Annotated in this window: 20 protein-coding genes and 1 tRNA gene; 10 read left to right on the forward strand and 11 right to left on the reverse strand. The window is 40.5% G+C overall.

Translation table 11 applies throughout. The features are described from left to right. Positions 1-40: 40 nt before the first annotated feature. From greB to BUQ89_RS09560, 3 genes are all read left to right on the forward strand, one after another. Entirely contained in the window at positions 41-634 is a 594-nt protein-coding gene (gene greB, locus BUQ89_RS09550; RefSeq protein ID WP_036572258.1) for a transcription elongation factor GreB, read from the forward strand. A 57-nt stretch (positions 635-691) separates the two neighbouring features. After that, complete coding sequence (locus BUQ89_RS09555) at positions 692-1522, forward strand: TrmH family RNA methyltransferase (RefSeq protein ID WP_342742978.1); 831 nt, start codon at positions 692-694, stop codon at positions 1520-1522. 101 nt (positions 1523-1623) lie between these two features. Then, positions 1624-1974 (forward strand): hypothetical protein, encoded by a 351-nt coding sequence (locus BUQ89_RS09560; RefSeq protein WP_036572255.1) that lies wholly within the window; start codon positions 1624-1626, stop codon positions 1972-1974. A 35-nt stretch (positions 1975-2009) separates the two neighbouring features. Here the strand turns inward: BUQ89_RS09560 and uvrB are convergent, their stop codons facing one another. Next, the gene (uvrB, locus tag BUQ89_RS09565; protein WP_028460466.1) at positions 2010-4043 is read right to left on the reverse strand and encodes an excinuclease ABC subunit UvrB; all 2034 of its coding nucleotides are present in this window, start codon (positions 4041-4043) and stop codon (positions 2010-2012) included. Between the two features lie 85 nt (positions 4044-4128). On the opposite strand from uvrB, the gene BUQ89_RS09570 reads away from it, so the two are divergent. Further along, on the forward strand, positions 4129-5322 hold the full coding sequence (locus tag BUQ89_RS09570; RefSeq protein WP_028460465.1) for a pyridoxal phosphate-dependent aminotransferase: 1194 nt from the start codon (positions 4129-4131) through the stop codon (positions 5320-5322). A 134-nt stretch (positions 5323-5456) separates the two neighbouring features. Here BUQ89_RS09570 and flhC read toward each other — a convergent pair whose 3' ends face one another. The 3 genes from flhC to BUQ89_RS09585 all read right to left on the reverse strand — a co-directional run bounded on the left by flhC (position 5457) and on the right by BUQ89_RS09585 (position 8290). After that, positions 5457-5993 carry a flagellar transcriptional regulator FlhC gene (flhC, locus tag BUQ89_RS09575; RefSeq protein ID WP_028460464.1) on the reverse strand — a complete coding sequence of 179 codons (537 nt, stop codon included), beginning with the start codon at positions 5991-5993 and terminating at the stop codon, positions 5457-5459. Positions 5994-6017: 24 nt separating this feature from the next. Continuing rightward, positions 6018-6335 carry a flagellar transcriptional regulator FlhD gene (gene flhD / locus BUQ89_RS09580; protein ID WP_028460463.1) on the reverse strand — a complete coding sequence of 106 codons (318 nt, stop codon included), beginning with the start codon at positions 6333-6335 and terminating at the stop codon, positions 6018-6020. Between the two features lie 233 nt (positions 6336-6568). After that, positions 6569-8290 carry a GGDEF domain-containing response regulator gene (locus BUQ89_RS09585; protein ID WP_028460462.1) on the reverse strand — a complete coding sequence of 574 codons (1722 nt, stop codon included), beginning with the start codon at positions 8288-8290 and terminating at the stop codon, positions 6569-6571. Positions 8291-8515: 225 nt separating this feature from the next. Between BUQ89_RS09585 and BUQ89_RS09590 the strand changes: the two genes are divergently transcribed. Both BUQ89_RS09590 and BUQ89_RS09595 read left to right on the forward strand, forming a co-directional pair. Continuing rightward, positions 8516-8606 (forward strand) — tRNA-Ser (locus BUQ89_RS09590). A 355-nt stretch (positions 8607-8961) separates the two neighbouring features. Continuing rightward, positions 8962-9228 (forward strand): tyrosine-type recombinase/integrase, encoded by a 267-nt coding sequence (locus BUQ89_RS09595; protein ID WP_245812972.1) that lies wholly within the window; start codon positions 8962-8964, stop codon positions 9226-9228. A 388-nt stretch (positions 9229-9616) separates the two neighbouring features. Here BUQ89_RS09595 and BUQ89_RS09600 read toward each other — a convergent pair whose 3' ends face one another. The 3 genes from BUQ89_RS09600 to BUQ89_RS09605 all read right to left on the reverse strand — a co-directional run bounded on the left by BUQ89_RS09600 (position 9617) and on the right by BUQ89_RS09605 (position 11939). Further along, entirely contained in the window at positions 9617-10252 is a 636-nt protein-coding gene (locus BUQ89_RS09600; protein WP_143071194.1) for a DUF6988 family protein, read from the reverse strand. A gap of 73 nt (positions 10253-10325) precedes the next feature. Beyond that, on the reverse strand, positions 10326-10490 hold the full coding sequence (locus BUQ89_RS13740; protein ID WP_177183558.1) for a hypothetical protein: 165 nt from the start codon (positions 10488-10490) through the stop codon (positions 10326-10328). A 552-nt stretch (positions 10491-11042) separates the two neighbouring features. Beyond that, complete coding sequence (locus BUQ89_RS09605; RefSeq protein ID WP_028460458.1) at positions 11043-11939, reverse strand: LysR substrate-binding domain-containing protein; 897 nt, start codon at positions 11937-11939, stop codon at positions 11043-11045. Between the two features lie 102 nt (positions 11940-12041). On the opposite strand from BUQ89_RS09605, the gene metE reads away from it, so the two are divergent. Beyond that, positions 12042-14333: a 5-methyltetrahydropteroyltriglutamate--homocysteine S-methyltransferase gene (metE, locus tag BUQ89_RS09610; RefSeq protein ID WP_028460457.1), complete on the forward strand. Its 2292-nt coding sequence runs from the start codon at positions 12042-12044 to the stop codon at positions 14331-14333. Between the two features lie 133 nt (positions 14334-14466). Here the strand turns inward: metE and BUQ89_RS09615 are convergent, their stop codons facing one another. Both BUQ89_RS09615 and BUQ89_RS09620 read right to left on the reverse strand, forming a co-directional pair. Beyond that, positions 14467-15969, reverse strand: coding sequence for a protein adenylyltransferase SelO (locus tag BUQ89_RS09615; RefSeq protein ID WP_218146715.1), 1503 nt, complete (start codon positions 15967-15969; stop codon positions 14467-14469). A gap of 333 nt (positions 15970-16302) precedes the next feature. Then, complete coding sequence (locus tag BUQ89_RS09620) at positions 16303-16512, reverse strand: cold-shock protein (RefSeq protein WP_028460455.1); 210 nt, start codon at positions 16510-16512, stop codon at positions 16303-16305. 738 nt (positions 16513-17250) lie between these two features. Here BUQ89_RS09620 and BUQ89_RS14405 point away from each other — a divergent pair. The 3 genes from BUQ89_RS14405 (at position 17251) to BUQ89_RS09635 (ending at position 20733) form a co-directional block, all read left to right on the forward strand. Then, positions 17251-18519, forward strand: coding sequence for a CAP domain-containing protein (locus BUQ89_RS14405; RefSeq protein WP_028460454.1), 1269 nt, complete (start codon positions 17251-17253; stop codon positions 18517-18519). A 546-nt stretch (positions 18520-19065) separates the two neighbouring features. Continuing rightward, positions 19066-19500, forward strand: coding sequence for a glycine zipper family protein (locus BUQ89_RS09630; protein ID WP_245812973.1), 435 nt, complete (start codon positions 19066-19068; stop codon positions 19498-19500). Positions 19501-19737: 237 nt separating this feature from the next. Then, a complete protein-coding gene (locus BUQ89_RS09635) occupies positions 19738-20733 on the forward strand; it encodes a 2-hydroxyacid dehydrogenase (RefSeq protein ID WP_028460452.1) in 996 nt (331 codons plus the stop codon). Positions 20734-20961: 228 nt separating this feature from the next. Here the strand turns inward: BUQ89_RS09635 and fumC are convergent, their stop codons facing one another. Both fumC and BUQ89_RS09645 read right to left on the reverse strand, forming a co-directional pair. After that, complete coding sequence (gene fumC, locus BUQ89_RS09640) at positions 20962-22347, reverse strand: class II fumarate hydratase (protein WP_028460451.1); 1386 nt, start codon at positions 22345-22347, stop codon at positions 20962-20964. A gap of 120 nt (positions 22348-22467) precedes the next feature. Further along, positions 22468-23667, reverse strand: coding sequence for a ribonucleotide-diphosphate reductase subunit beta (locus BUQ89_RS09645; RefSeq protein WP_028460450.1), 1200 nt, complete (start codon positions 23665-23667; stop codon positions 22468-22470). Positions 23668-23700: the final 33 nt, after the last annotated feature.

A 23700-nucleotide genomic window follows, 5' to 3' on the forward strand; every position in this document is an offset into this window, starting at 1 on the left:
ATATTGATTGATCCAGTTTACTTAAAGATTGTTTAGAACAATGAGCAAGGTATCTACAGAAGAACTCAGCCTGATTGGTGATAACGATGATGACGCGGACATCGTACCTTTGCCATTTGGTAGTAAAAATTACATTACTCCAGGTGGTCATGCTCGACTTATGGATGAATTTTATTGGTTGATGAACACCGAACGTCCAGAGATAACGGCAAGCGTAGCTTGGGCGGCAGGTAATGGGGATCGCTCAGAAAATGGTGATTATATATATGGAAAAAAGCGATTGCGTGAAATCGATCGACGCATTCGTTTCTTGACAAAACGATTAGATACTGCGGAGATCATCGACCCAACAATACCACGAGAAGATAAAACGCGAATTTTTTTCGGCGCTACCGTTACTTTTATAAATCAGTCGAGCATTGAGAAAACGGTGTCTATCGTTGGAATTGATGAGATTGAGCCATCCAAAGGTTATATTAGTTGGATTTCACCAGTGGCACGTGCATTAATGACCGCACAGCAAGGCGATATGGTGACATTAAAAACGCCGGGGGGCATTAACGAGCTAAGCATCACAGTAGTCAAGTATCAGAATATCCCTATTGAATTGTTCAAGCCGGTTAGCTTACGATAGCAACCAGCTTAAAATAACATGATGATTCAGATAGAAAAACTGGCTATATCTTTTTGAATGATGCAATCGATTACTTCTCGCGCACATCCTTTCTTCAAGCAGCTCGTCAGACTGGGGAAATCTGCACGCTATCGTAGAAAAGATAACTTGACATTACTAGATGGAATACATCTCATACAGGCCTATTGTGCTGTATTCGGATCACCGACAAATCTGATTGTCAGTCAATCGGGTCGCGAATATAAAGAAATAAAGGATTTTCTTTGTTCCATAGAAAAAATACCTAGGCCTAATATCTTTGTTTTGAGCGATGCGCTGTTTCATCAGGTTTCTCCAGTAAAAGCACCAACCGGCATCGTTGCATCCATATCCATTCCAGAACTGAAGCTTGTTTCGGAAAATAAAGATAAAACCTTCTGTGTATTACTTGAAACAATACAGGATCCGGGTAATATGGGCTCTATTCTACGTTCGGCCGCAGCAGCAGGAGTAAGTGATGTTTATCTTTCGCATGACTGTACTGATGCATGGGCACCTAAGACGCTCCGGGCAGCAATGGGCGCACATTTTATACTACGTATTCATGAACAATCCAATTTAGTGAAAATTGCACAACAATTCAATGGCACAGTCATTGCTACTTCGCTGCAAGCTAATAGAAGCCTTTATCAAATACAATTAACAGGTTCTGTTGCATTTATATTCGGCAATGAAGGAATGGGATTATCCGATGATCTTTTACAAGTAACTGACGAACAAATTATGATTCCCATGTTAGGCAAAACGGAATCACTGAACGCAGCGGCAGCAGCAGCTATCTGCTTTTTTGAAAGAGTGCGACAGCACCTCGATACACAAAACATTCAACCAGAATGTTATCATCAGTAATAATTATATTACCCAGCAATAAATATTCAGCTGGAACTAAAATAATAGCGCTGTATTATATGATTAATAACTAATACCAATTCGATTTCCTGGAGCAAAAAATGAAAATTTCTCACTTGGCTGTAGTAATTGCTTTAATTGGATTCTTATTCTGTAGTCCATTGGTAATGGCAACGCAGTATGCTTCTGAAAGCACATCCGAAAACACAACAAAAAACCTGCCGGATAATGAAGGCATCATTATTTCTACTATTGATACAACTGGCTATACTTATATGGAATTAGAAAATAATGGTAATCGCTTCTGGATAGCGGCCCCTACTACGCAAGTTAAAGCTGGAGATCATATTCGCTTTGTAGAAAGCATGGTAATGAGCAACTTTTCCAGTCCAACATTAAATCGAACATTTCGCAGGATTATTTTTGTATCTTCTACTATGATAAAGAAATAATTATCAGATAAATCAATGGCAAATAAGTCAATAATTTAGGATTTTACTTCAATAAATCCGACGAATAGCTTATCCTTAAGATTCTTTAGTTCATCTCTGTATTGTGTCGCTTTTTCAAACTCTAAATTTTTTGCAGCATTCAACATTTGTTTTTCAACACGTTGAATCTCTTTGGCTAATTGAGATGCACTTAAAGAATCGTAATACGCTTGTTTTTCAGCAGCCTTAAAATTCTGTTGTGCCATCTCAATGTTGTACACCCCATCAATTAGATCCTTAATACGTTTATGCACACTTCGTGGTGTAATATTATTTTCCAGATTAAATAACGTTTGTTTTTCACGCCGACGTTTCGTTTCATCGATCGCGCGGCGCATTGAATTGGTTATGTTATTGGCATAAAGAATAGCCGTTCCGTTAATATGGCGGGCAGCCCTTCCGATAGTTTGAATTAACGATCGCTCAGATCGTAAAAAGCCCTCTTTATCAGCATCAAGTATGGCAACTAATGAAACCTCTGGAATATCGAGACCTTCCCTGAGCAGATTAATACCTACTAAGACATCAAATTTACCTAGACGCAGGTCGCGAATAATCTCTACTCTTTCGACGGTGCCAATATCAGAATGCAAATAGCGAACTTTGATATGATGATCAGAAAGGTAATCAGTTAAATCCTCCGCCATACGCTTAGTTAATGTCGTTACCAATACGCGTTCATTTTTTACAACGCGCAAACTAATTTCTGACATTAGATCATCTACTTGTGTTGTAACAGGGCGTATCTCAATCTCAGGGTCGACTAGGCCCGTTGGTCGTACAACTTGTTCAGCAATCTGGCCGCTATGTACTCGTTCGTATTCAGCAGGGGTGGCTGAAACAAATATTGCCTGGGGCATCATTTCTTCAAATTCATTGAATTTCAATGGTCTATTATCTAATGCCGAAGGCAAACGAAAGCCATAATTCACTAGATTTTCCTTGCGCGAACGATCTCCTTTATACATCCCACCTATCTGTGGAATCGTGACATGGCTTTCATCGACTATCATTAATGAATTACGGGGCAGGTAATCAATTAACGTCGGCGGGGGATCACCAGGTTTTCTTCCAGAAAGATGACGCGAATAATTCTCAATTCCTTTACAAAAACCGAGCTCATTAAGCATTTCAAGATCAAAGTGAGTGCGTTGTTCAATACGTTGCGTCTCAACCAGCTTGTTATGCTGATGATAGAATTCAAGGCGATCCTTTAGCTCGATCTTAATGGTTTCAATTGCTCTGAGTGTCGTGCTTCTTGGCGTCACATAATGACTAGATGGGTATATCGTATAACGTGATAATTTTTGCAATAATTTACCTGTCAGTGGGTCAAATAGGGATATGCTTTCAATTTCGTCATCAAACAATGATAACCGAACCGCAGCTTCAGAGCTTTCAGCCGGGAATATATCGAGCACATCTCCTCTTACTCGAAATGTTCCACGAGAAAACTCCAACTCATTGCGTTCATACTGCATTTCAGTTAGACGTTTAATAGCTTCACGCTGTGTAATCTTTTCCTGTTCGCGTAGATGTAAAATCATCCCATGATAATCTACCGGATCACCAATGCCGTAAATACATGATACCGTTGCAACAATAATAGTATCATTTCGTTCAAGCAATGATTTCGTTGCTGACAAACGCATTTGTTCTACATGTTCATTGATACTGGAATCTTTTTCAATGAAAAGATCCCGTGCTGGAACGTAAGCCTCTGGTTGATAATAATCATAATAAGAGACGAAATATTCAACCGCATTTTCTGGGAAAAACTCACGCATTTCGGCATAAAGTTGTGCAGCCAGCGTTTTATTTGGCGCCATAAGAATTGCAGGGCGACCCAAACGAGCAATTACATTTGCAATCGTAAAGGTCTTACCGGAGCCAGTGACTCCTAGTAATGTCTGGAAAGCAAGGCCATCTTCTATCCCTTCGATCAGCTTAGCAATGGCTTCGGGTTGGTCGCCCGCAGGTTCGAATGTCTGATGTAATTTATAAGGACTATTGGGGAAGGTAACGATCACAGGTATAATTCCGATATTAATTTGTTTCTCCATACCGATTTTAACATGTAGTATCGATTACCCTACATTAGCGTGAGGATTTGTTGTGGAACTTTCAAACCGTGTTCAGGCTATTAAGCCCTCTCCTACCCTAGCCGTAACTGCCCGGGCAGCAAGGCTTAAGGCTGAAGGAAAAGATATTATCGGCCTCGGAGCTGGAGAGCCTGATTTCGATACACCGCAACACATAAAAGATGCGGCTATAGTCGCTATCAATAAGGGTTTTACTAAATATACAGCCGTAGGAGGAACGCCAAGTTTAAAAAATGCCATTATTGCCAAATTTAAACATGAAAATAAGTTTGATTATGATGCCAAGCAAATATTAGTCTCATGTGGCGGTAAACAAAGCTTTTTTAATCTAGTCCTGTCTATTATTAATCCCGACGACGAGGTAATTGTTCCTGCTCCTTATTGGGTCTCTTACCCTGATATCGTCTTAATCGCTAAGGGAAAACCCGTTTTCATCAAAACAGGTATTGAGCAGAATTTTAAAATAACAGCAGAGCAATTGGAAAAGGCGATTACGCCGAAAACCAAAATGTTTGTTATAAACAGCCCAGGCAATCCATCAGGTGCTGTCTATACCTTAGATGAATTAAAGGCTTTAGGAGAAGTATTACTCAGATATCCAAAAATTCTCATCGCAACCGATGACATGTATGAGCACATCTCGTTATCAGGCAACAAGTTTATAAATATTCTTAATGCCTGTCCCGATCTGTATCCGCAAACGATCGTGTTGAACGGTGTCTCTAAAGCTTATTCAATGACGGGATGGCGCATTGGTTATTGTGGAGGCCCCTCACATATTATTACCGCGATGGAGAACATACAATCGCAAAGCACATCAAACCCTTGTTCCATTTCTCAGGTAGCTGCAGAGGCGGCGTTAACTGGCGATCAATCGTGTATGGTACCCATGTTGACAGCATTTAAAGAACGTAACAATTTTATTACCGAACAATTAAATGCTATGAAAGGTGTGAAATGTCTATCAGCTGATGGGGCATTTTATGCCTTTGCTGATACACGACAAGCAATCATCAATCTATATGACAAAGGATTGTTAAGTGTTCAAAGCGATATTGCGTTCAGTGAGCATCTCCTGGAGCATGCCGGCGTTGCAGTTGTTCCAGGATCTGCATTTGGAAGTGAAGGCTATATTCGTTTATCTTTTGCGACTTCCATGCAAAATTTAAAAACAGCGTTAGAGCGTATTCAGAATGTGCTTACTTAAAAGTAATTGCCCAGAAGTTGATCTTCATCTGACTTTTTGAATCTTTATTATATTCACGACATTGATTATCAACCAGCCTGTTGAAATATAATAAAGATTCAATAACAGAAACCAGAGAATAAATAAAATAATTGCTAGTGTGCAGCCATAGCAATGGCTTTCTTGGTTTTTCCAGCCCGAGATGGGATATTACATAGCCCGCACACATGGTTGGAATGAATCTCTAATGAGTGGACCAGAAATTTACCATTACACTTGATGCAAGGTGTTACGCATAATACATGGCTTTCAATAAAACGTACTAATGTCCAGGCGCGCGTCAGACTCAGTACACATTGCAGCTGATTTGCTTTAATATGCTCCAAATAAAGTTTATAACTTTTTATTAAGGCATCAATACCCCGAATATCTGCATTAGTAATAATGTAGCTATAAATATTGATAAATAATGATGAATGCATATTTGGTTGCCAACTCATGAACCAGTCTTCCGAATATGGCAGCATGCCTTTAGGAGGAGAAACTCCTCTTATTTCTTTATATAACTTTACCAATCGTTCACGACTGAGATCAGAATTTATCTCCAATACTTGCAATCGGGCACCTAATTTAATAAGCTCTGATGCGAGTTGAATTTGTTTCGCTTCTGTTAGAATACTTCGATTACGCACAACATATACCTCTTAAAGAACAATTTATCTAATAAATTCTGCTGGTTGTCCTGCCATGAGTATTGTTGCGTGAGATTGGGAGATAGCCTGATCTTGATTGTGATTCGACAGCATATCTGCAATTAGACAATCATCGAAACGGAAACGACACAATAACATGCTAGAAGCGGCCATTCTTAAAAGCTGACTAGAACTCAATCGCTCAATAATATCAGCAATATCTTGATTGATGCCGAGCCGATACATTGCAGCCACCTTATCATCTCGTAACAGTTGTTGTGCTAACAGCAAATATCCAAGGTTAATTTCTCTGATTTCTTCCAAAATCTGATTTGCTTCCATTCTAATACTCCTTTTTCATTAATACGTAGGTTAAATGAAATGTATGAGTTACATGTCTATTCTCAGCCTGGATCAAGTTTAAGTAAATAGACATCAAACCAATATCAAAGTAGGAAATTCTCCTATCGCTATATAGGAATATTACCTACACAAATCTAATTAGAATTAATAAACATCAAAAATCAATAAGATCTACATGAATCATTACGATAAAAATTTCTGTAATTTATCATTCATGCTAGCGTTCCAGTCTTGGGCTGTCTCAGGAGAGAAAATAAATTTTCGGCTCCAATTGGTCTACTAAAAAGATATCCTTGAGCCCTATCGCATTGTCCTTGGTACAAAAAATCGAACTGTTCTTTAGTTTCAACACCCTCTGCTAGAACAGAAAGCCCCAAGCTTCTTGCTAACGCTATAATTGTCGTTACAATTGTCGAGCTATCAGAATCGATAACAATATCTCTAGCAAAAGATCTATCGATCTTCAAGATATCAATCGGAAATCGTTTAAGATAGCTTAATGATGAATAGCCTGTTCCAAAATCATCCACAGCTATCTTTATACCCATTTTCTTTAATTCTTGTAATATCCTGACACTGGCTTCAGCATCGTGCATTAACACGGATTCTGTAATTTCCAGCTCAAGTGCTGCGGGAAACAGGTCTGTTTCAGCGAGTATATTTTCTATATGATTCAACAACTGAGACTGATCAAGTTCAATTGCAGAAATATTCACAGAAATAGACATTGAATCATAACCTGCTCTATGCCATAACTTGGTTTGCAAGCATGCCTGCTTGAGTACCCATTTACCAATATCGATAATAAAACCAGTTTCATGAGCAAGAGGTATAAAGTTATCCGGCGAGAGGAGTCCAAATTCCGGGTGATCCCAGCGTACGAGTGCTTCTGTACCTGTAATACTTCCGGTTTGCATATCCACAATCGGTTGGTAATATACTAACAACTCTTGTTTCTCAATCGACTTGCGTAAAGACCTTTCTAATTTCAAACGTTTAGCGGAAGCTTCACCAATTTCTTTAATATAAAACCTATAATTATTCTGCCATAGGTTCCTGGAAAGCAGCATGGCGCTTTCAGCACTGGCCAGCAGCATGGATATATCCTTCCCATCCGTGGGATATACACAAATCCCCATATTAAAGGTAATATAGAATTCAAGATTGTTAACCATAAAAGGAGTAGCAGCCAGTTCCATGATCCGATTCAGAAAAGCATGAATGTCGCTAGAATTGGCAACATCACCATTAAAATAGGCGAATTTACTGCCTTCAACGCGCGTCAATAAGCAATTTTTGCCGGCGTATTCCAGTAAATGGCGAGTAAGCTGTTGAATTAAAGTATCACCAACGCCGTACCCATAAGTGCTATTGATATGTGGTAAACGATTTATATTAATAAAATATATTGCAGCAATCGCTTCTAAATGAGGTCGATTCGACAACATTACGGATACTTCTTTACAAAATAGATTTCGTTTGGGGAGGCCGGTTAATTCATCATAATAGGCCAAACGATAAATCTGAACCTCGGCCTGTAGCTTGGCATAATGAATCGCCTTATTTTTCAATTCTCGCCGGATTGAGAAAACAAGCTGTATGGCGTTACCCTTTTGCACGTAATCATCTGCACCACTATACATGGTTGTGGATATTATCTTTTCGTCTATATCAGTAGAATAAACAATGAAAGGAATTACCTTATCGCTCTCCTTTAATACGTTCAAAGCATCCATAAAATCAAAAGATGGCATTGCATGATTAGATATCAGCGCATCCCATTCTGATTCATATAAAGCAGTATGTATATCCAATACTTTAGTTATAGGCTTGTAATTCAAATCATCTATAATCGCAACAAGCTCAGAATACAATAGATCTGCATCGGGTTCTGAGTAACCAACCACCAATAATCTCAGTTTATTCCTATGCATAAAAAATCCTAGAAGTGAATTACTCTCTTAAGTAACGACTTTGTTCACTAGAACTTTAATAGAATATAAATATATATTAATCATGGAATAAAGTTTATTAACAGATGGTTGTACGTGATACATCATAAATTGACATATCAGTCACTCAAATGAGGGTTGCTCATAATTTTATTCTGGTTTATCCTTGGCGCCCTTGTCGATTCTTGACTCCATGCCATTTTGATTGGAGAAGTGACCGAGTGGTTTAAGGTGCACGCCTGGAAAGCGTGTGTACGGTTCTCCCGTACCGCGGGTTCGAATCCCGCCTTCTCCGCCAATAAGCCGTCTTATCCAGACCGCTTAAGACCAACTAAGACCCATGTTTAAACCGGGTGTTAGACCCAGGCCCCATCCAAACACCCATTAGTCTCGATTGGCCCTCATTGGCCTCAGCTGTGACACAAATTTGCCACGAATCATTCGGGCTGACGAACTGACCGCAAACTTTGGCGCACCAGATTGCCGGCAATTAAGGCAGCATATTTTCAGCGACCTTTCTTCTATTGCGGGAGGCTTGGTAGTGCATCATGTCAAGATCGCTGAACGCACCAGTTTAGCAGGCAAACCATCAACTCCAAGGTATATCGGGATCACACGTGAAGTAACGCTCCAACCTTCAAGCCTGGGAAGCGTTGCTTAGTCAACAAACCTACACCGAGGAATACAATGAAATCGTTTTCCATGATCCACGCACTAACAAACCGTGGAAAGACGACCAGCCCATCCGAAAAACGGTTTGGACACCAGCATTGAGAGAAACGGATATCAAATACCGTAACCCATACCAAACCCGCCATACATTTGCATCCGCCCTACTTTCAAGAGGTAAAAATCCACTCTGGGTTGCTCAGCAAATGGGTCATAAGGATTGGAGTGAGACCTTTGCAAAACCCCAATAGTTGAAAAATTAAGCATTTACAATCAATAGCATAAAACTTCTGGTGAGGACTTTTGCAAAAGTCTCCCTTGGTGGTGTCGTCGAATTCAAATACTGCGTCTGCGCAGAATTGATGGGGCGCATCCTTTGGTTCGAGATGGTGGCAAATCATCAGGGGGGCGTGGGAAAGTTCTATACACTCATCACCCTTTCGCGCATGCATGTTTGTCTGCGCAATGGCAGAATTTTAATACTAGCGAGATTATCCCCGTTGTCATCGGGTGTTATGGCGATACGGCACTATTGCGGCTCGCCAAAACGGATAAATCTGGTAACTGGTTTATTAAGATTTCAGCTTGATATTTTCGTACATATATGCGACTAACGTTGCATATGACCGGCTTACGGACTCAAATCACAGAAGAACTATGCTTTGAACCAAATTCTTCTTCGTGGATGGCCTTGACTTTCTGTGCCATATCTTCGCTTTCTGCTAACACTGATAGTTCAGTTACTGTTTGCAGTGTAAAAGTATTTGCAATATTAAGAAGCATTATGATCTGCTCATCTCCAAAATCACTAACAATTTTATTGCCTGATAAGCGCCAAGATATTTGGGCATATCCGCCGTGATTGAAGTCACACGAAATTTTCCAGATCTTTTTTTTAAACCGAGACAGTGAACCATTTTCAAAAACTGGCAATGATTCTATATTAATGATTAGCTGCTCGATTTTTGGTGGTTGATTGTTTGCTAAAAAATGTGCAATTTCTTTCTGTGTCGCACAACGATGAATCCATACACCACGGATATAAGCCTCCAGTTGCGATCGAATTAAAGCGAATGCAGAACCATAGTGTTTCGTTCTTGCTAAATGAAGAATGCTGCTATGATGTTCCATAGCCAGATGGAATAGTGAAACTGCAACCCTGTTTCGGTCGGAATTCTTAATATCCGACTGTGCGTCAGTTAGGCTTCTGCATCCCCTTAGCCATGTAGTAGACTGTCTTATTGCTTCAGTAAGCAATTTTTCTTCCTCAGGCATAACGTTATATGCCGTCCATAAAGTACGTATGTGACATTAATCTTTATAAGGTTATTATTCTTATTAACTTATCCTAATTTGGTTCTTTCCCAGTGCCTTTGCAGTGTTTGCAGTCTATAGCAGGAAACATTATCTGCTTATTCTCATTTAAATCTTGCAGATTAACCTTGGGAATTTTTGTACCATCACAAACAGTACACACCTGTTCTTGCTTTTGATCCTGATCTTGATTGCTCATTTTCTTGCATCCCCAAGTCTAGATAGCATATAACGTAATTTATACGACAAAGAGTGTCTTATAAAGGTTGATTTTCGCTAAATCTTTATTTTTTTATGTGGCTTTGAATATAAGAGCCTCTAGCACATGTAATTAACAAACTATTGAGTAGCAAGCTAATAGATTGTTGCTTCTGACGTAATAATAACTAAACAATTAAACTTGATAGCGATCTGCAATTAAGTCTAGACTAAATTCCATTCGGAAGTTCTAAAATTCTCGGAAAAATACTTAGAATTGACACAACAATAGTATGGATGAATAATAAGTTATTGATTATAAAAAATAAATTCTGCTTCGAATCCCACTCTTCCCGTCACCCCCCCCTTATCCGCAGTAACCCATAAAAATCCATAATACTCAGTAATGAGAAGAGCGGCTCCGATAATAGGCCAAAACCGCCTTCTTACCTTCTCGGCCTCCTGAAGGTCGAGGCTTTTCAAGGGTTTTGATGAAATTCATACATTAAACCGATGGCAAAATAGGTGAAATCAATAACTGCTTATAAAGTTATCAAAATGAATTATTTGCTGTTTTTTGCCCAACTGCTATGAATTTTCTAATATACGCGGTTGTTTTATCGGATATTCGCATTGCTAAAAATAATTTCTGGTACAAGCCATTTTTACCAATTTGAATCTTCTTAAGTTTGAAATGACCACCTTTGCTATCAGCCAGCCATTCTGGCAAGACACAGACACCCCGTTTTAATGCGGTCATTTGCAACATAATTTCTAATGATTCAACTTGTTTTAATTTTAATGGCTCAATATGGGCAGGTGCCAAAAAATATTTCAGAATATCGAGTCTTTCCCTGGATACGGGAAAAATAAACAATATTTCCTCAGATAAATGTTCTGGCATGAGTTGCTCAACCTCGGCTAAGGGGTGATCAGCAGAAACTAACAAGACAAGCTGGTATTCAGCTAACGTTTCGTAATAAATTTTTTCTTTTCTTACGAGATCTGGAGTGACTAGAACGTCTATATGATGATTGAGTAAACCTTCTAATCCTGAGAACTGAAATTTGTGGATAATATCAATATCCACGTCGGGCATTTGTTGCATAAATTCACCCAGGACTCCTGTCAGCCATTCAAAGCAAGGATAGCATTCAACCCCGATCCGCATGATGCCTTGCCGACCCTCACTATAAGCTTTGAGTGTTTTTTCTGCCTGTGATAAGACAGGCAAAACCTGATAGGCGACTTCCAGCAAAAGTTCTCCCGCCTGAGTCAATCTTAAATTACGCCCTTCCCGTTCCCATAAAACTACCGCCAACTTTTTCTCTAGATAGCGAATCTGATGTGATAGTGCAGATTGACTTAAACATAGAGTATTGGCCGCTTCTGTTAAGGTGCCATTGATATGTAGCGCTTGTATGATTCTAAGATGGCTGTGTTCGATCATATATGAATAAAGCTCATTAGAAGTTAAAAATTTATCATTATTATTCATTTTTTACTAACACTACAATAGTGATTCTATTTCTATACTGAGCACAGGTAAAACATGGTAACGACACATAATCTTGGATTTCCTCGTATTGGTAAAAAGCGGGAATTGAAATTTGCCTTGGAGAAATATTGGAAAAAAATAATTTCCAGAGAAGTGCTTGAGGAAACCACCGCCGATCTTCGCCGACAGCATTGGCAAGATCAATCCAAACTTGATTTTGTCCCGGTTGGAGATTTTTCACTATACGATCAAGTGCTGGACACCAGTTTTATGTTAGGCCATGTTCCTTCACGCGTGCTTGATTTGCCAGGCGATGATCTGGATAGCTATTTTCGGGTTGCAAGGGGACGTTCTGTATCTGATGATTCAAGCTGTTCTAGTATTAGTGCCGGAGAGATGACCAAGTGGTTTGATACCAACTATCATTACATCGTACCTGAGTTTGATAAGAACACACAATTCTCATTGGATACAAGCCGCTTATTCCAACAGATAGCAGAAGCCAAACAGCAAAATGTCCAGGTGAAACCCGTTATCCTTGGACCGGTTACTTATTTATGGTTAGGAAAGGCGAAAGATCAATCGAACAAACTGGATCTATTGGATAAGTTACTGAGCGCCTATGCAGAGCTGCTTTCTCAACTAGAAGGCATAGGAATTCAATGGGTGCAGATAGACGAACCTGTACTCGTAACGGAACTTTCCCAAACATGGCAGCATGCCTTAAGAAAAGCCTATTTTCAATTACAAACCATACCCGTCAACATACTATTGACGACCTACTTTGGTCAATTGAAAGATAATCTACAATTAGCCTGCGAGCTACCTGTGAATGGGCTGCATCTTGATGCGATCACCGCAAAAGATGAAGTCGCTAAAGTCATTGACTGGTTGCCCTGCCACAAAGTTTTATCACTGGGCATCATTAATGGACGCAACGTCTGGAAAACGGATTTAACCGAAACACTGAATTGGTTAGAGCCAATTCATGCTCGTTTGCAGGATCGTCTCTGGCTTGCGCCCTCTTGTTCATTACTACATGTACCCGTTGACCTGGAAAGCGAGCGGGAACTGGATCCCGATATAGAATCATGGCTGGCATTTGCGATACAAAAATTAGATGAACTCAGTATCTTAGCTAAGGCCCTCAGCAAGGGACGCAATACCGTCGCAGGAAAACTGTTAACTAATGCCGCAGCGATCAATAACCGTAAACACTCAAATAGGGTGCATAATGAATTAGTTAAAAAACGGGTGCTCGAAATTAATGGTCAAATGGGTACCCGCCAATCTCCTTATCCGCAACGTGCGATAACACAACACGAAAAATTTAATCTACCGCTTTATCCCACCACCACCATCGGTTCTTTTCCACAAACACAGGAGATCAGACAAGCCAGAAAGGATTTCCGCAGTGGTAGCCTATCGGAAGAACAATATCGTCAGGCAATGCAGCAAGAAATTAGCATCTGTGTGCAAGAACAGGAAGCTCTGGGACTTGATGTCCTGGTACATGGTGAACCGGAGCGCAATGACATGGTGGAGTATTTTAGTGAATATCTGACCGGATATGCTTTTACTCAGTTTGGTTGGGTGCAGTCCTACGGATCACGCTGTGTTAAACCACCTATTATTTTTGGCGATATTTCTCGCCCGCATGCGATAACGGTCGATTGGATTCGCTATGCCCAATCATTAACCAAAAAACCGATGAAGGGAATGCTGACTGGACCGGTCACTATTTTAAACTGGTCCTTTGTGCGAGATGATCAGCCTCGCGCAGAAACCTGTCTGCAATTAGCTTTAGCAATGCGTGATGAGGTATTGGATCTCGAGAAAGCAGGCATCAGTATTATCCAGATTGATGAAGCAGCATTAAGAGAAGGCTTGCCATTAAGAAAAACACAGTGGCAATCTTATCTCCAATGGGCTATCCGTGCATTCCAGATTACTGCAAATGGCGTCAAAGATGAGACACAAATACATACTCATATGTGCTACTCAGAATTTAACGATATTATAGAAGCTATCGCTGAAATGGATGCCGATGTAATCACGATTGAAACTTCTCGTTCTGATATGGAGTTATTAGATGTATTTGATCAATTTCATTATCCTAATGGAATCGGGCCGGGTGTGTATGACATTCATTCACCTAATATTCCTTCAGTAGATGAAATGGTTAATTTAATGCAGATGGCCACACAGCGCATTCCGGCAAAAAGATTATGGATCAACCCTGATTGTGGCTTAAAGACCCGTAGCTGGGAAGAAGTTAAACTTGCTCTCAGCAATATGATTGCCGCAAGCCAGCAATTATCTGTCACGCCCACGCAAGTTCAATAATAATAAGCCTGGTTCGTTTCAGTCCAATTCTTAGACCAGCAGTAAATCACGCTGCTGGCCTGGAATAAGGTTCATTGTCATCTAGCATTTCTCAGCGTAAACTTGATCTGGTTATCGAAAACAATAGTTCGATTTAGGTGCCGCAGAATGTTTTTTGTACAATTTCTTCCGGGCGTGGCGGCGTAGCATATATCGAATAAATGGGTTGATCATTGTAAGGATTAGCCAATACCGTCACCAATTTCTCAAATGGTTCAAAGTTCTCTTCTTCAACTGCCGCCCGGATCGCTTCTTCAACTCTATGATTGCGCGGAATAAATGCTGGATTTACGGTGTTCATAGCTGCTTGTCGTTCATGATCATCAGATGCCTCCAGAGCGAGCCGCTGCCGCCATGCTACTGCCCAAGTATCGAATGCGCTGGGATTGTCAAACAAATCACGAACCGGCCTGTTGGCCTTGGTATGATCAGTTATTGCTTTTACGGGTAGTTTGCCTAGCCCGCGAAATGTTAACGTGAAATCTGCTTTATTCTCTGCCATTCGTTCGAGCAGATCTTGTGCCAGCGCCAAATCACCATCCCGTTCTTTTGATAACCCCAGTTTTTTTCGCATGCCACCCAAATAAGCATGTTCAAACCGATTGGAGTAACTATCAATAATCGCCTGTAAACGATTAATGGCAACTTGTTCATCTTCATTAATCAGCGGCAACAATGACTGCGCGAGACATGTCAGGTTCCATTGAGCAATATGGGGCTGATTCTGGTATGCATAACGTCCCATTTGATCAATAGAGCTAAATACGGTTTCTGGGTGATATGTGTCCATGAAAGCACATGGGCCATAATCGATTGATTCACCTGCAATCGACATATTGTCTGTATTCATCACACCATGGATAAAACCGATTAATTGCCAACGTGCGACCAGCTCCGCCTGGCGGTCAACAACGGCATCAAGCAATGCGAGATAAGGAGCCTGCGCGCTAGCTGCCTTAGGGTAATAGCGTGCTATAACATAATCAGCAAGTTGTCTGAGCGCATCCATATCTTGTCGTGCAACAAAAAACTGAAAAGTACCGATTCGAATATGGCTGCGCGCAACGCGTGTCAATACTGCGCCGGGCATGAGTCCCTCCCGTCGAATTACTTCACCCGAGCTGATAACTGCAAGTGCCCGCGTAGTGGGCACACCAAGGGCTGCCATGGCTTCACTCACTATATATTCTCGCAATACAGGACCAAGCCAAGCTCGTCCATCTCCCCTGCGTGAAAATGGTGTTGGCCCAGCACCCTTCAGCTGGATATCAAAACGAACCCCATGCTGGTCAAGAATTTCTCCCAGTAGAATTGCACGACCATCACCAAGCTGTGGCACCCAGACTCCAAATTGATGCCCAGCATAAGCCATAGCTAAAGGTTCTGCACCCTGTGGGACGCTATTACCAGCAAACATATTAACGCCTTCGGGCGAAGATAATAGATCTGGATTTAGTCCAAGCTGTCGTGCAAGCTGGACATTTAGTTTAATTAATCTCGGAGCCGCGACTGGCGTGGGATTCAGTCGCGCAAAGAATCGAGTTGGTAAACGTGCATAACTGTTATCGAACGGTAACTCGAGCATTGCATGGCGCATTTGATTGATGATCTTTCAAAAAATTATATTATTTTGTTTATAATACTAGCCAGATTAGATTAAAACAAAATATAACAAATTTTCTCATTAACCCCCATTCCAAAAACAGCAATATCCTGACAGTAACAAGCGGTTATGACGAATAAATAAGCGCCGGCATGTTATTTTTTTTCGGGGAAAGTTAATAAACATGAAATACTCGGCAACTAAAAAGCCAGGCCATGCAATGTTATAAAGGTTAATAGCCTGGGCTATTTCGAGAACATTAAAATCTGTTCTATACCTTATTCAATACAAGGCCTGGCATTAATCCTGCTCTTTTTACTGCTTAATTCAAGATTGAATAGATTGAATATTTGCAGCCTGCTTACCTTTAGGACCTATCGTTACTTCAAAAGAAACGCGTTGGTTTTCTTGTAATGTCTTAAATCCATTGGATTGGATTGCTGAAAAATGAGCAAATAAATCTTCGCCACCGCCATCGGGAGTGATAAAGCCAAAGCCCTTTGAGTCATTAAACCATTTTACGATACCAGTAGCCATTACATTTCCTATATCCTAGTTAAAAAATTAGCCTAAGGAATTTAATTATCTTACAGATACTTAAAATCCTTAGGTCATAAGATATTATTATTTTGAGAAAATGAATATAAGTAAACGGCTTAATTTAGACTAAGAATAATGCCTAGTCTGAATTAGGAATAAGGACTATAAAATAAAGCTTACACTTCCTTTTTAAATTATCAAAATACAACTTTATATTGAAACGTCAGCTCAAGGCTTACTTCAGGGGAGCGCTCTTAATTCCTTTATTTTACAGCTAGTTTTAACGCCACTTTTATTCTGCCTTGGTTTGTATTCATACCAGATCACTTCTATCTAAATCAATTGAGTTTCCTTTATTGTCTCCAATCGGAAACAATAAAAATATATATAAAACAATATACTAATAGATATTAATAATTCTACACCCATAATTGACAACAATCTTCCTTCATTATTTATGGACCTTGCAGTCAATCGATTGATTTTAAATAGGAATTATTCATGGCATAAATCGTGCTTGTGATATGTAAGGTGACGAAAGTCTTTTAATGACTTGCCTTTAGCCGAATCATAAAAATAATTAATTTAACTGCAGCTTGGCTTAGTTTATGTCCGCATACTGCTCGGACGCATGTCAAAACGATCAGCGGTAGAGAAACACATGTTTTTACTTTCTTCATGTGGGATTTATTTAAATCCACCCACCAAATTAATTAAATCGGAGTTTTATTACCTATGTCTCAAGCCAGCACTTACGAACAATTAATGCTCGAGCTGATTAATGTTGAACGCACCAAAACTGGCGCTCAACCACTCGTCTTCAATGGAGATTTAAATGAATCATCCGAAAGCCATAGTAACTGGATGATATCGACCGATGTTTTTTCTCATACTGGCGCAGGAGGGTCCAGTCCGGGTGATCGCATGGATGCCGTCGGTTATGTTTTTACCGGCTCCTGGGCCTGGGCAGAAAATATTGCATGGATGAGCACCCGGGCACCCGAGGGCTTCCAAGATGAAGTGCAAACACTACACGATATGTTGATGAATTCAGCAGGTCATCGTGCGAGCTTATTAAATGATGCCTATCGAGAGGTCGGAATTGGTTTTGAAACAGGTCAGTTCAACCGCTCCGAAAGTGCGTTCGTGACACAGAATTTTGCTCGTACGGCATCTGACTCATTCTTGACGGGTGTTGCTTTTAAGGATGAAGATGGCGACAAACGTTATGATATCGGGGAAGAATTGGGCCATCTCACGATCAGTGCCAAAAATAATATGACCGGTGCAATCGAAATAACAACAACAAATTTAGCGGGCGGCTATGCGCTAGAGCTCGTTGCGGGTAACTATACGGTTAGTTTTTCCGGAAACGAAATTATTACAACAGATCTACAGGTCGGTATCGGCAATAAGAATGTAAAATTAGATCTTATCGACCCGATTATCCGTAACGATGAATCCATACCAGCTCCACAACCGACATCCCCGTCAAATCCGGAACCGCATTTTAATATGATTACCGGTACATCTAGATCGGATGTCCTCCGCGGAGCTGCCAACAACGATGAAATTCAGGGTCTGGGTGGTAGGGATAGGCTATATGGTAGCAGTGGCAATGACCGCCTTGATGGCGGTGAAGGTAATGATCGGCTATGGGGTGGTGAGGGCGCAGATATTTTGACCGGCGGATCGGGAGGTGACGTTTTTATATTGGATACGCCTTTTATCGGTGCGGTAGACACAATCACCGATTTCTCTCCGATCAGCGATACGATCCTTCTGGAAAACACCCTCTTCACTGGTCTGCATACAGGCGGATTGCATGCTTCAAATTTTCATACAGGTGCTGAAGCACACGATAATTCAGATCGGATAATATATCATGCAGAAACTGGCGCACTTTACTTTGATATTGATGCGGCAGGTGGTGCAGAGGCACAACAATTTGCTCAGTTAACGCCAGGACTTATACTCACCAGCGCGGATTTCTACATTATCTAAAATACAATCCTCGTAGGGAGTTGTGCCATATCGATTGTGCAATTCCCTGCTCTGTTTCTCTTAATATCGTAAGGTTGTAAATCGAATTTATCATATGCTGCCATTTAATTTTCTATAACCAATCAAAATAAATAGGATTAATATGAAAGAAGAGGCTATTCTAATTTGATATGTTTAGCTATCTATTTTTTACGAGGTAAAATTTTTTGAAGATTGAAGAATATTTGATACACGCGGATGATGATGTGTCATGATTGCTCAGAATAAAGAAGATTAAAGAAAGATGGTTGAGCTTGGCTGCGTGGTAGTCCCCCTGCTGACACATCTGTAATCTCAGGTGCGGGTCTTAGTTTTAGCGTATCTAAGGCCTACATGGTGGCGCAATCACAACCTATAAAGATGAATGCTTTTCTGATAAAAGACACGAAGTACTCTGAATGAACAGAACCCTCTAAAATAGAAGAAGTATTAATAATAACATCAGCATATTTCCCATTATTAACTGAAATAAAGTTAGAAAGAGAAAAATGTAAAAAAGGAGTTATTATGGAAAAAAGAAACAGATTAAAGACAAAAATGATCCTGATTTCGATCGTAGTTTGCTTTCAAATAGCTGCATGTGCGGGTCCAAGACCGGTTCTTTATCCTAATACTTATCTCAATAAAGTTGGGCAAAACCAGGCTAACCAGGATATCACCGAATGTCAGAGAATAGCAGAGAACTATGTATCTTCCTCCAATGTGGGTAAAAATATCGCAAAAAACACAGCAGCAGGTGCTGGAGTTGGTGCAGCCAGTGGTGCCGTTGCGGGAGCGATCAGAGGATCTGCCGGCAGTGGTGCAGCTGTTGGAGCAGCTGCCGGAGCGACCGCAGGACTGCTTCATGGGCTGTTTCGAAACAATCAATCCAACCCTGCCTATAAAAATTTTGTCGGTCGTTGTCTTCGAGACCGAGGTTATGAATTAACCGGTTGGAACTGAGATTAGCCTAACAAACGCTATGGATGATTATTAAGTTAATCTTTTGCTATTTATTATTCACGATAGCTAATATGAATCAGCAGAGAGGAGGAGCATAATTACCTGCTGTGATATATCGCATCATATAATCACTATACAGTTATTGATTGAAGGAGCTAGAGCTCGGTAATACAGAAACATACATTAAAAGTAGTCAGACTATCTCATTGTATAACTAAACAATAGGCCTTTTATAAAATGAAAGTAGCCATTTATAGTTTTCACCAGTTTGAAAAACCTTTTTTAGAAAAAGCGAACGCAGGCAAGCATGAGCTACATTTTTTTGATGTTCGGCTTTCTGTGCAAACCATAGTGCTCTGTGTCGGATTTGATGCTGTTAGTTTATTCGTAAACGATGATGCTTCTGCCCCTGTACTTAAAAGCTTACATCAGCAGGGAATCCGTTTCATTACCCTTCGTTCCACCGGATTTAATAATGTGGATGTTAAAGAAGCGAATCAGCTTGGATTTCGTGTAACAAGGGTCCCCGCGTATTCTCCCTATGCAGTGGCAGAGCATGCAGTTGCCTTAATGCTTGCTCTAAACAGACGGCTGATAAGAGCACATGGGCGGATCATGGATCTGAACTTTTCTCTGAATGGACTAACCGGCTTTGACATGAATGGGAAAACAGTGGGTATTATTGGCACCGGAAAAATTGGATCAGTATTGGTCCGCATACTGCATGGTTTTGGTTGTCGATTACTAGCTTATGATAAGAATGAGAACGAGGAATTGAAACAAAAATTCAAGGTTGAATATACCGATTTTTTCTCGCTGTGTAGTCGATCAGAAATTATCTCGCTACATATTCCGCTTATGGATGAAACAAAATATATTATTAATAAATCTTGTATTGACGTCATGAAAAAGGGAGTAATGCTAATCAATACCGGCCGTGGTGCATTGGTGCATACGCATGATGTCATCACTGCTTTAAAAAAAGGTCAGATAGGATATTTTGGTATGGATGTCTATGAGGAAGAAGAAGGACTGTTTTTTGAAGATCATTCTGAAGATATTCTTCTGGATGATACCATTGCTCGTTTAATGACTTTTCAGAATGTGCTCATCACAAGCCATCAAGCTTTTCTCACAGAAACAGCATTAAATAATATTATGACAACGACTATTCAGAATTTGGATTGTTTTGAAAATATGACTGCCTGTGAAAATGAAATCAGCGAAAAGTAATCCTTTGATCATAGGATTCAGTTGTATTAACAGAGATCTTTGCAAAACCCCAGTAGTTGAAAAATTAACCCCTTACAATTAATAGTCAAAAACCTCTAGTAAGGGCTTTTGCAAAAGTCTCATCAGATTTGACTATAGCTCCTGTTCAATCTTGCGCTCGGTCTGAATGCTGGTGTACCACTTGCCAGCAACACAGAATACGGTGATGTTTTTGATTGCGCCTTCCAGCTACTTTCCCACCATTTCTTCCGGCCTCACCCATTTGTCAAATTGTTCTATAGTGACATAACCGGTAGCAATTGCCGCTGCTCTCAAAGTTATATTCTCACGATGTGCCTTCTTAGCAATCTCAGCAGATTTATCATAACCAATATGTGGATTAAGTGCTGTGACCAGCATAAGAGAATTGTGCATCAACGTATCGATACGCTCAGCATTAGCAGTAATACCGGTTGCACAATTATTATTAAAGCTTGTTATACCATCAGCTAACAGCCGTACACTTTGAAGATAATTATGAATAATCAGTGGCTTCATGACATTTAATTCAAAATTACCCATGGCGCCGCCCATATTAATGGCAACATCATTACCCATGACTTGACAGCAAAGCATCGTTACCGCCTCAGATTGGGTTGGATTAACTTTACCAGGCATGATGGAACTGCCAGGTTCATTTTCTGGTATTCTCAGTTCACCAATACCACAACGCGGTCCGGAAGCTAACCAACGGATGTCATTGGTAATTTTCATTAATGATGCAGCTAATGTTTTTAATGCACCATGAGCATGCACTAGAGCATCATTCGCTGCTAAAGCCTCAAATTTATTCGGTGCCGTTATAAAGGGTAATCCCGTTAGTTTAGCCAGTTCTGCTGCTACCCGCTCAGCGAAATCGGGGTGCGCATTCAGACCGGTCCCAACAGCTGTCCCTCCCAATGCCAGTTCATATAAATGGGACAGAGATGCTTCAATATGTTGCAAGCCGTGATCAAGTTGTGATACATAACCTGAGAATTCTTGTCCCAATGTGAGTGGTGTAGCATCCTGTAAATGGGTACGGCCAATTTTAACGATGCTGCAAAAAGCAGCGGCCTTGTCAGCCAATGTCTGACGCAGAAGGTCAATGGCCGGTATTAGCTGATGCCTGACGGTATGAATGGCCGCTACATGCATGGCAGTGGGAAATACGTCGTTGGATGATTGGCCCTTATTAACGTCATCATTAGGATGAACCTTACGCGCTACACCACGTTCTCCTCCGAGTAATTCTGAAGCACGGTTTGCCAATACCTCATTCATATTCATGTTAGTTTGCGTTCCAGAGCCCGTTTGCCAAACGACCAGTGGGAACTCTTTTTCATGATGACCTGCTATCACTTCATCGGCGGCACGAATAATTGCGGTTGCAATTGTTTCATCGAGCAAACCTAAATCATGATTAACACGGGCTGCAGCTCGTTTTACTAATGCCAATGCACGCTGCAATGCAGGTGGCATCGACTCATTAGATATTCTGAAATTTTGTAGAGAGCGTTGTGTTTGTGCACCCCACAACACATTACTGGGAACCTGTATAGCACCCATGGCATCACGTTCTTCACGATAACTCATAAAAGACTCTCAATCTCCTGTCGGATTATAATGGCATGCTATATTATAAATTTTTCTGCCTACCTTAAATAAAGATAAGCAAAACAAATCCAGCCGCTACACATTGAATGCCCCATAACGCTAATCCCAACTGAGTGCGCCACCTGTCTGGTATTCAGTTACCCGAGTTTCAAAGAAATTTTTCTCTTTTTTCAGATCAATCATTTCAGACATCCACGGAAATGGATTGCCGGCATCCGGGTAAAGAATATCCAATCCGATTTGCTGGCATCGACGATTGGCGATAAACCGCAGGTATTCCTTGAACATGGGTGCATTCATTCCAAGCACACCACGTGGCATAGTATCTTCGGCATAGCGGTATTCCAGCGTGACTGCCTTATGCATCAGTTCACTAATTTCATCACGGAATGCCTTGGTCCAGAGGTGTGGGTTCTCCATTTTAATTTGATTGATCACATCAATGCCAAAATTACAGTGCATTGATTCATCCCGTAGAATATATTGATATTGTTCAGCTGATCCGGTCATTTTATTTTGTCTGCCTAAAGCCAGAATTTGCGTGAACCCCACATAAAAAAACAAACCTTCCATGATGCAGGCAAATACAATAAGACTTCTCAATAATTGCTGATCGGTTTCTGGCGTCCCTGTTTTAAAATGTGGATTTGTCAGGGTATCAATAAATGGAATCAGAAATTCATCCTTATCACGAATAGATACAATTTCATGATAAGCATTGAAGGTCTCACCCTCATCTAACCCCAGCGACTCAACAATGTATTGATAAGCATGTGTATGGATCGCTTCTTCAAATGCCTGCCGTAAGAGGTATTGGCGACACTCGGGATTAGTGATATGCCGATAGGTGCCCAATACGATATTATTTGCAGCAAGCGAGTCGGCGGTTACAAAAAAGCCCAAATTACGCTTAACCAGCCGGCGCTCATCTTCAGTCAACCCATTGGGATCTTTCCAAAGCGCAATATCGCGACTCATATTAATTTCCTGCGGCATCCAGTGATTGGCACAAGCGGACAAATATTTTTCCCAAGCCCATTTATATTTAAAAGGCACCAACTGGTTCACATCTGCGCTACAGTTAATAATCCGCTTATCTTCAACAGAAATACGACGATTGGTAGCATCATCCATATGTTCCTTATCTATTTCGCTACCGACAGCATCAACATTTTTATTGTTTTCTATGTTGTTTGCGACAGACAAAGGCTGTTTATTTTCCTCTTTGTCCCCTCGATTTAATATGCCATTTTGCAACGACTTATCTGATTGCACGGATTCATTCTCAAATATCAGCATTATTTATTCCTCTGGATTCTTAAATTTAAAAAA

This window comes from Nitrosomonas cryotolerans ATCC 49181 (assembly GCF_900143275.1).
GTDB lineage: Bacteria > Pseudomonadota > Gammaproteobacteria > Burkholderiales > Nitrosomonadaceae > Nitrosomonas > Nitrosomonas cryotolerans.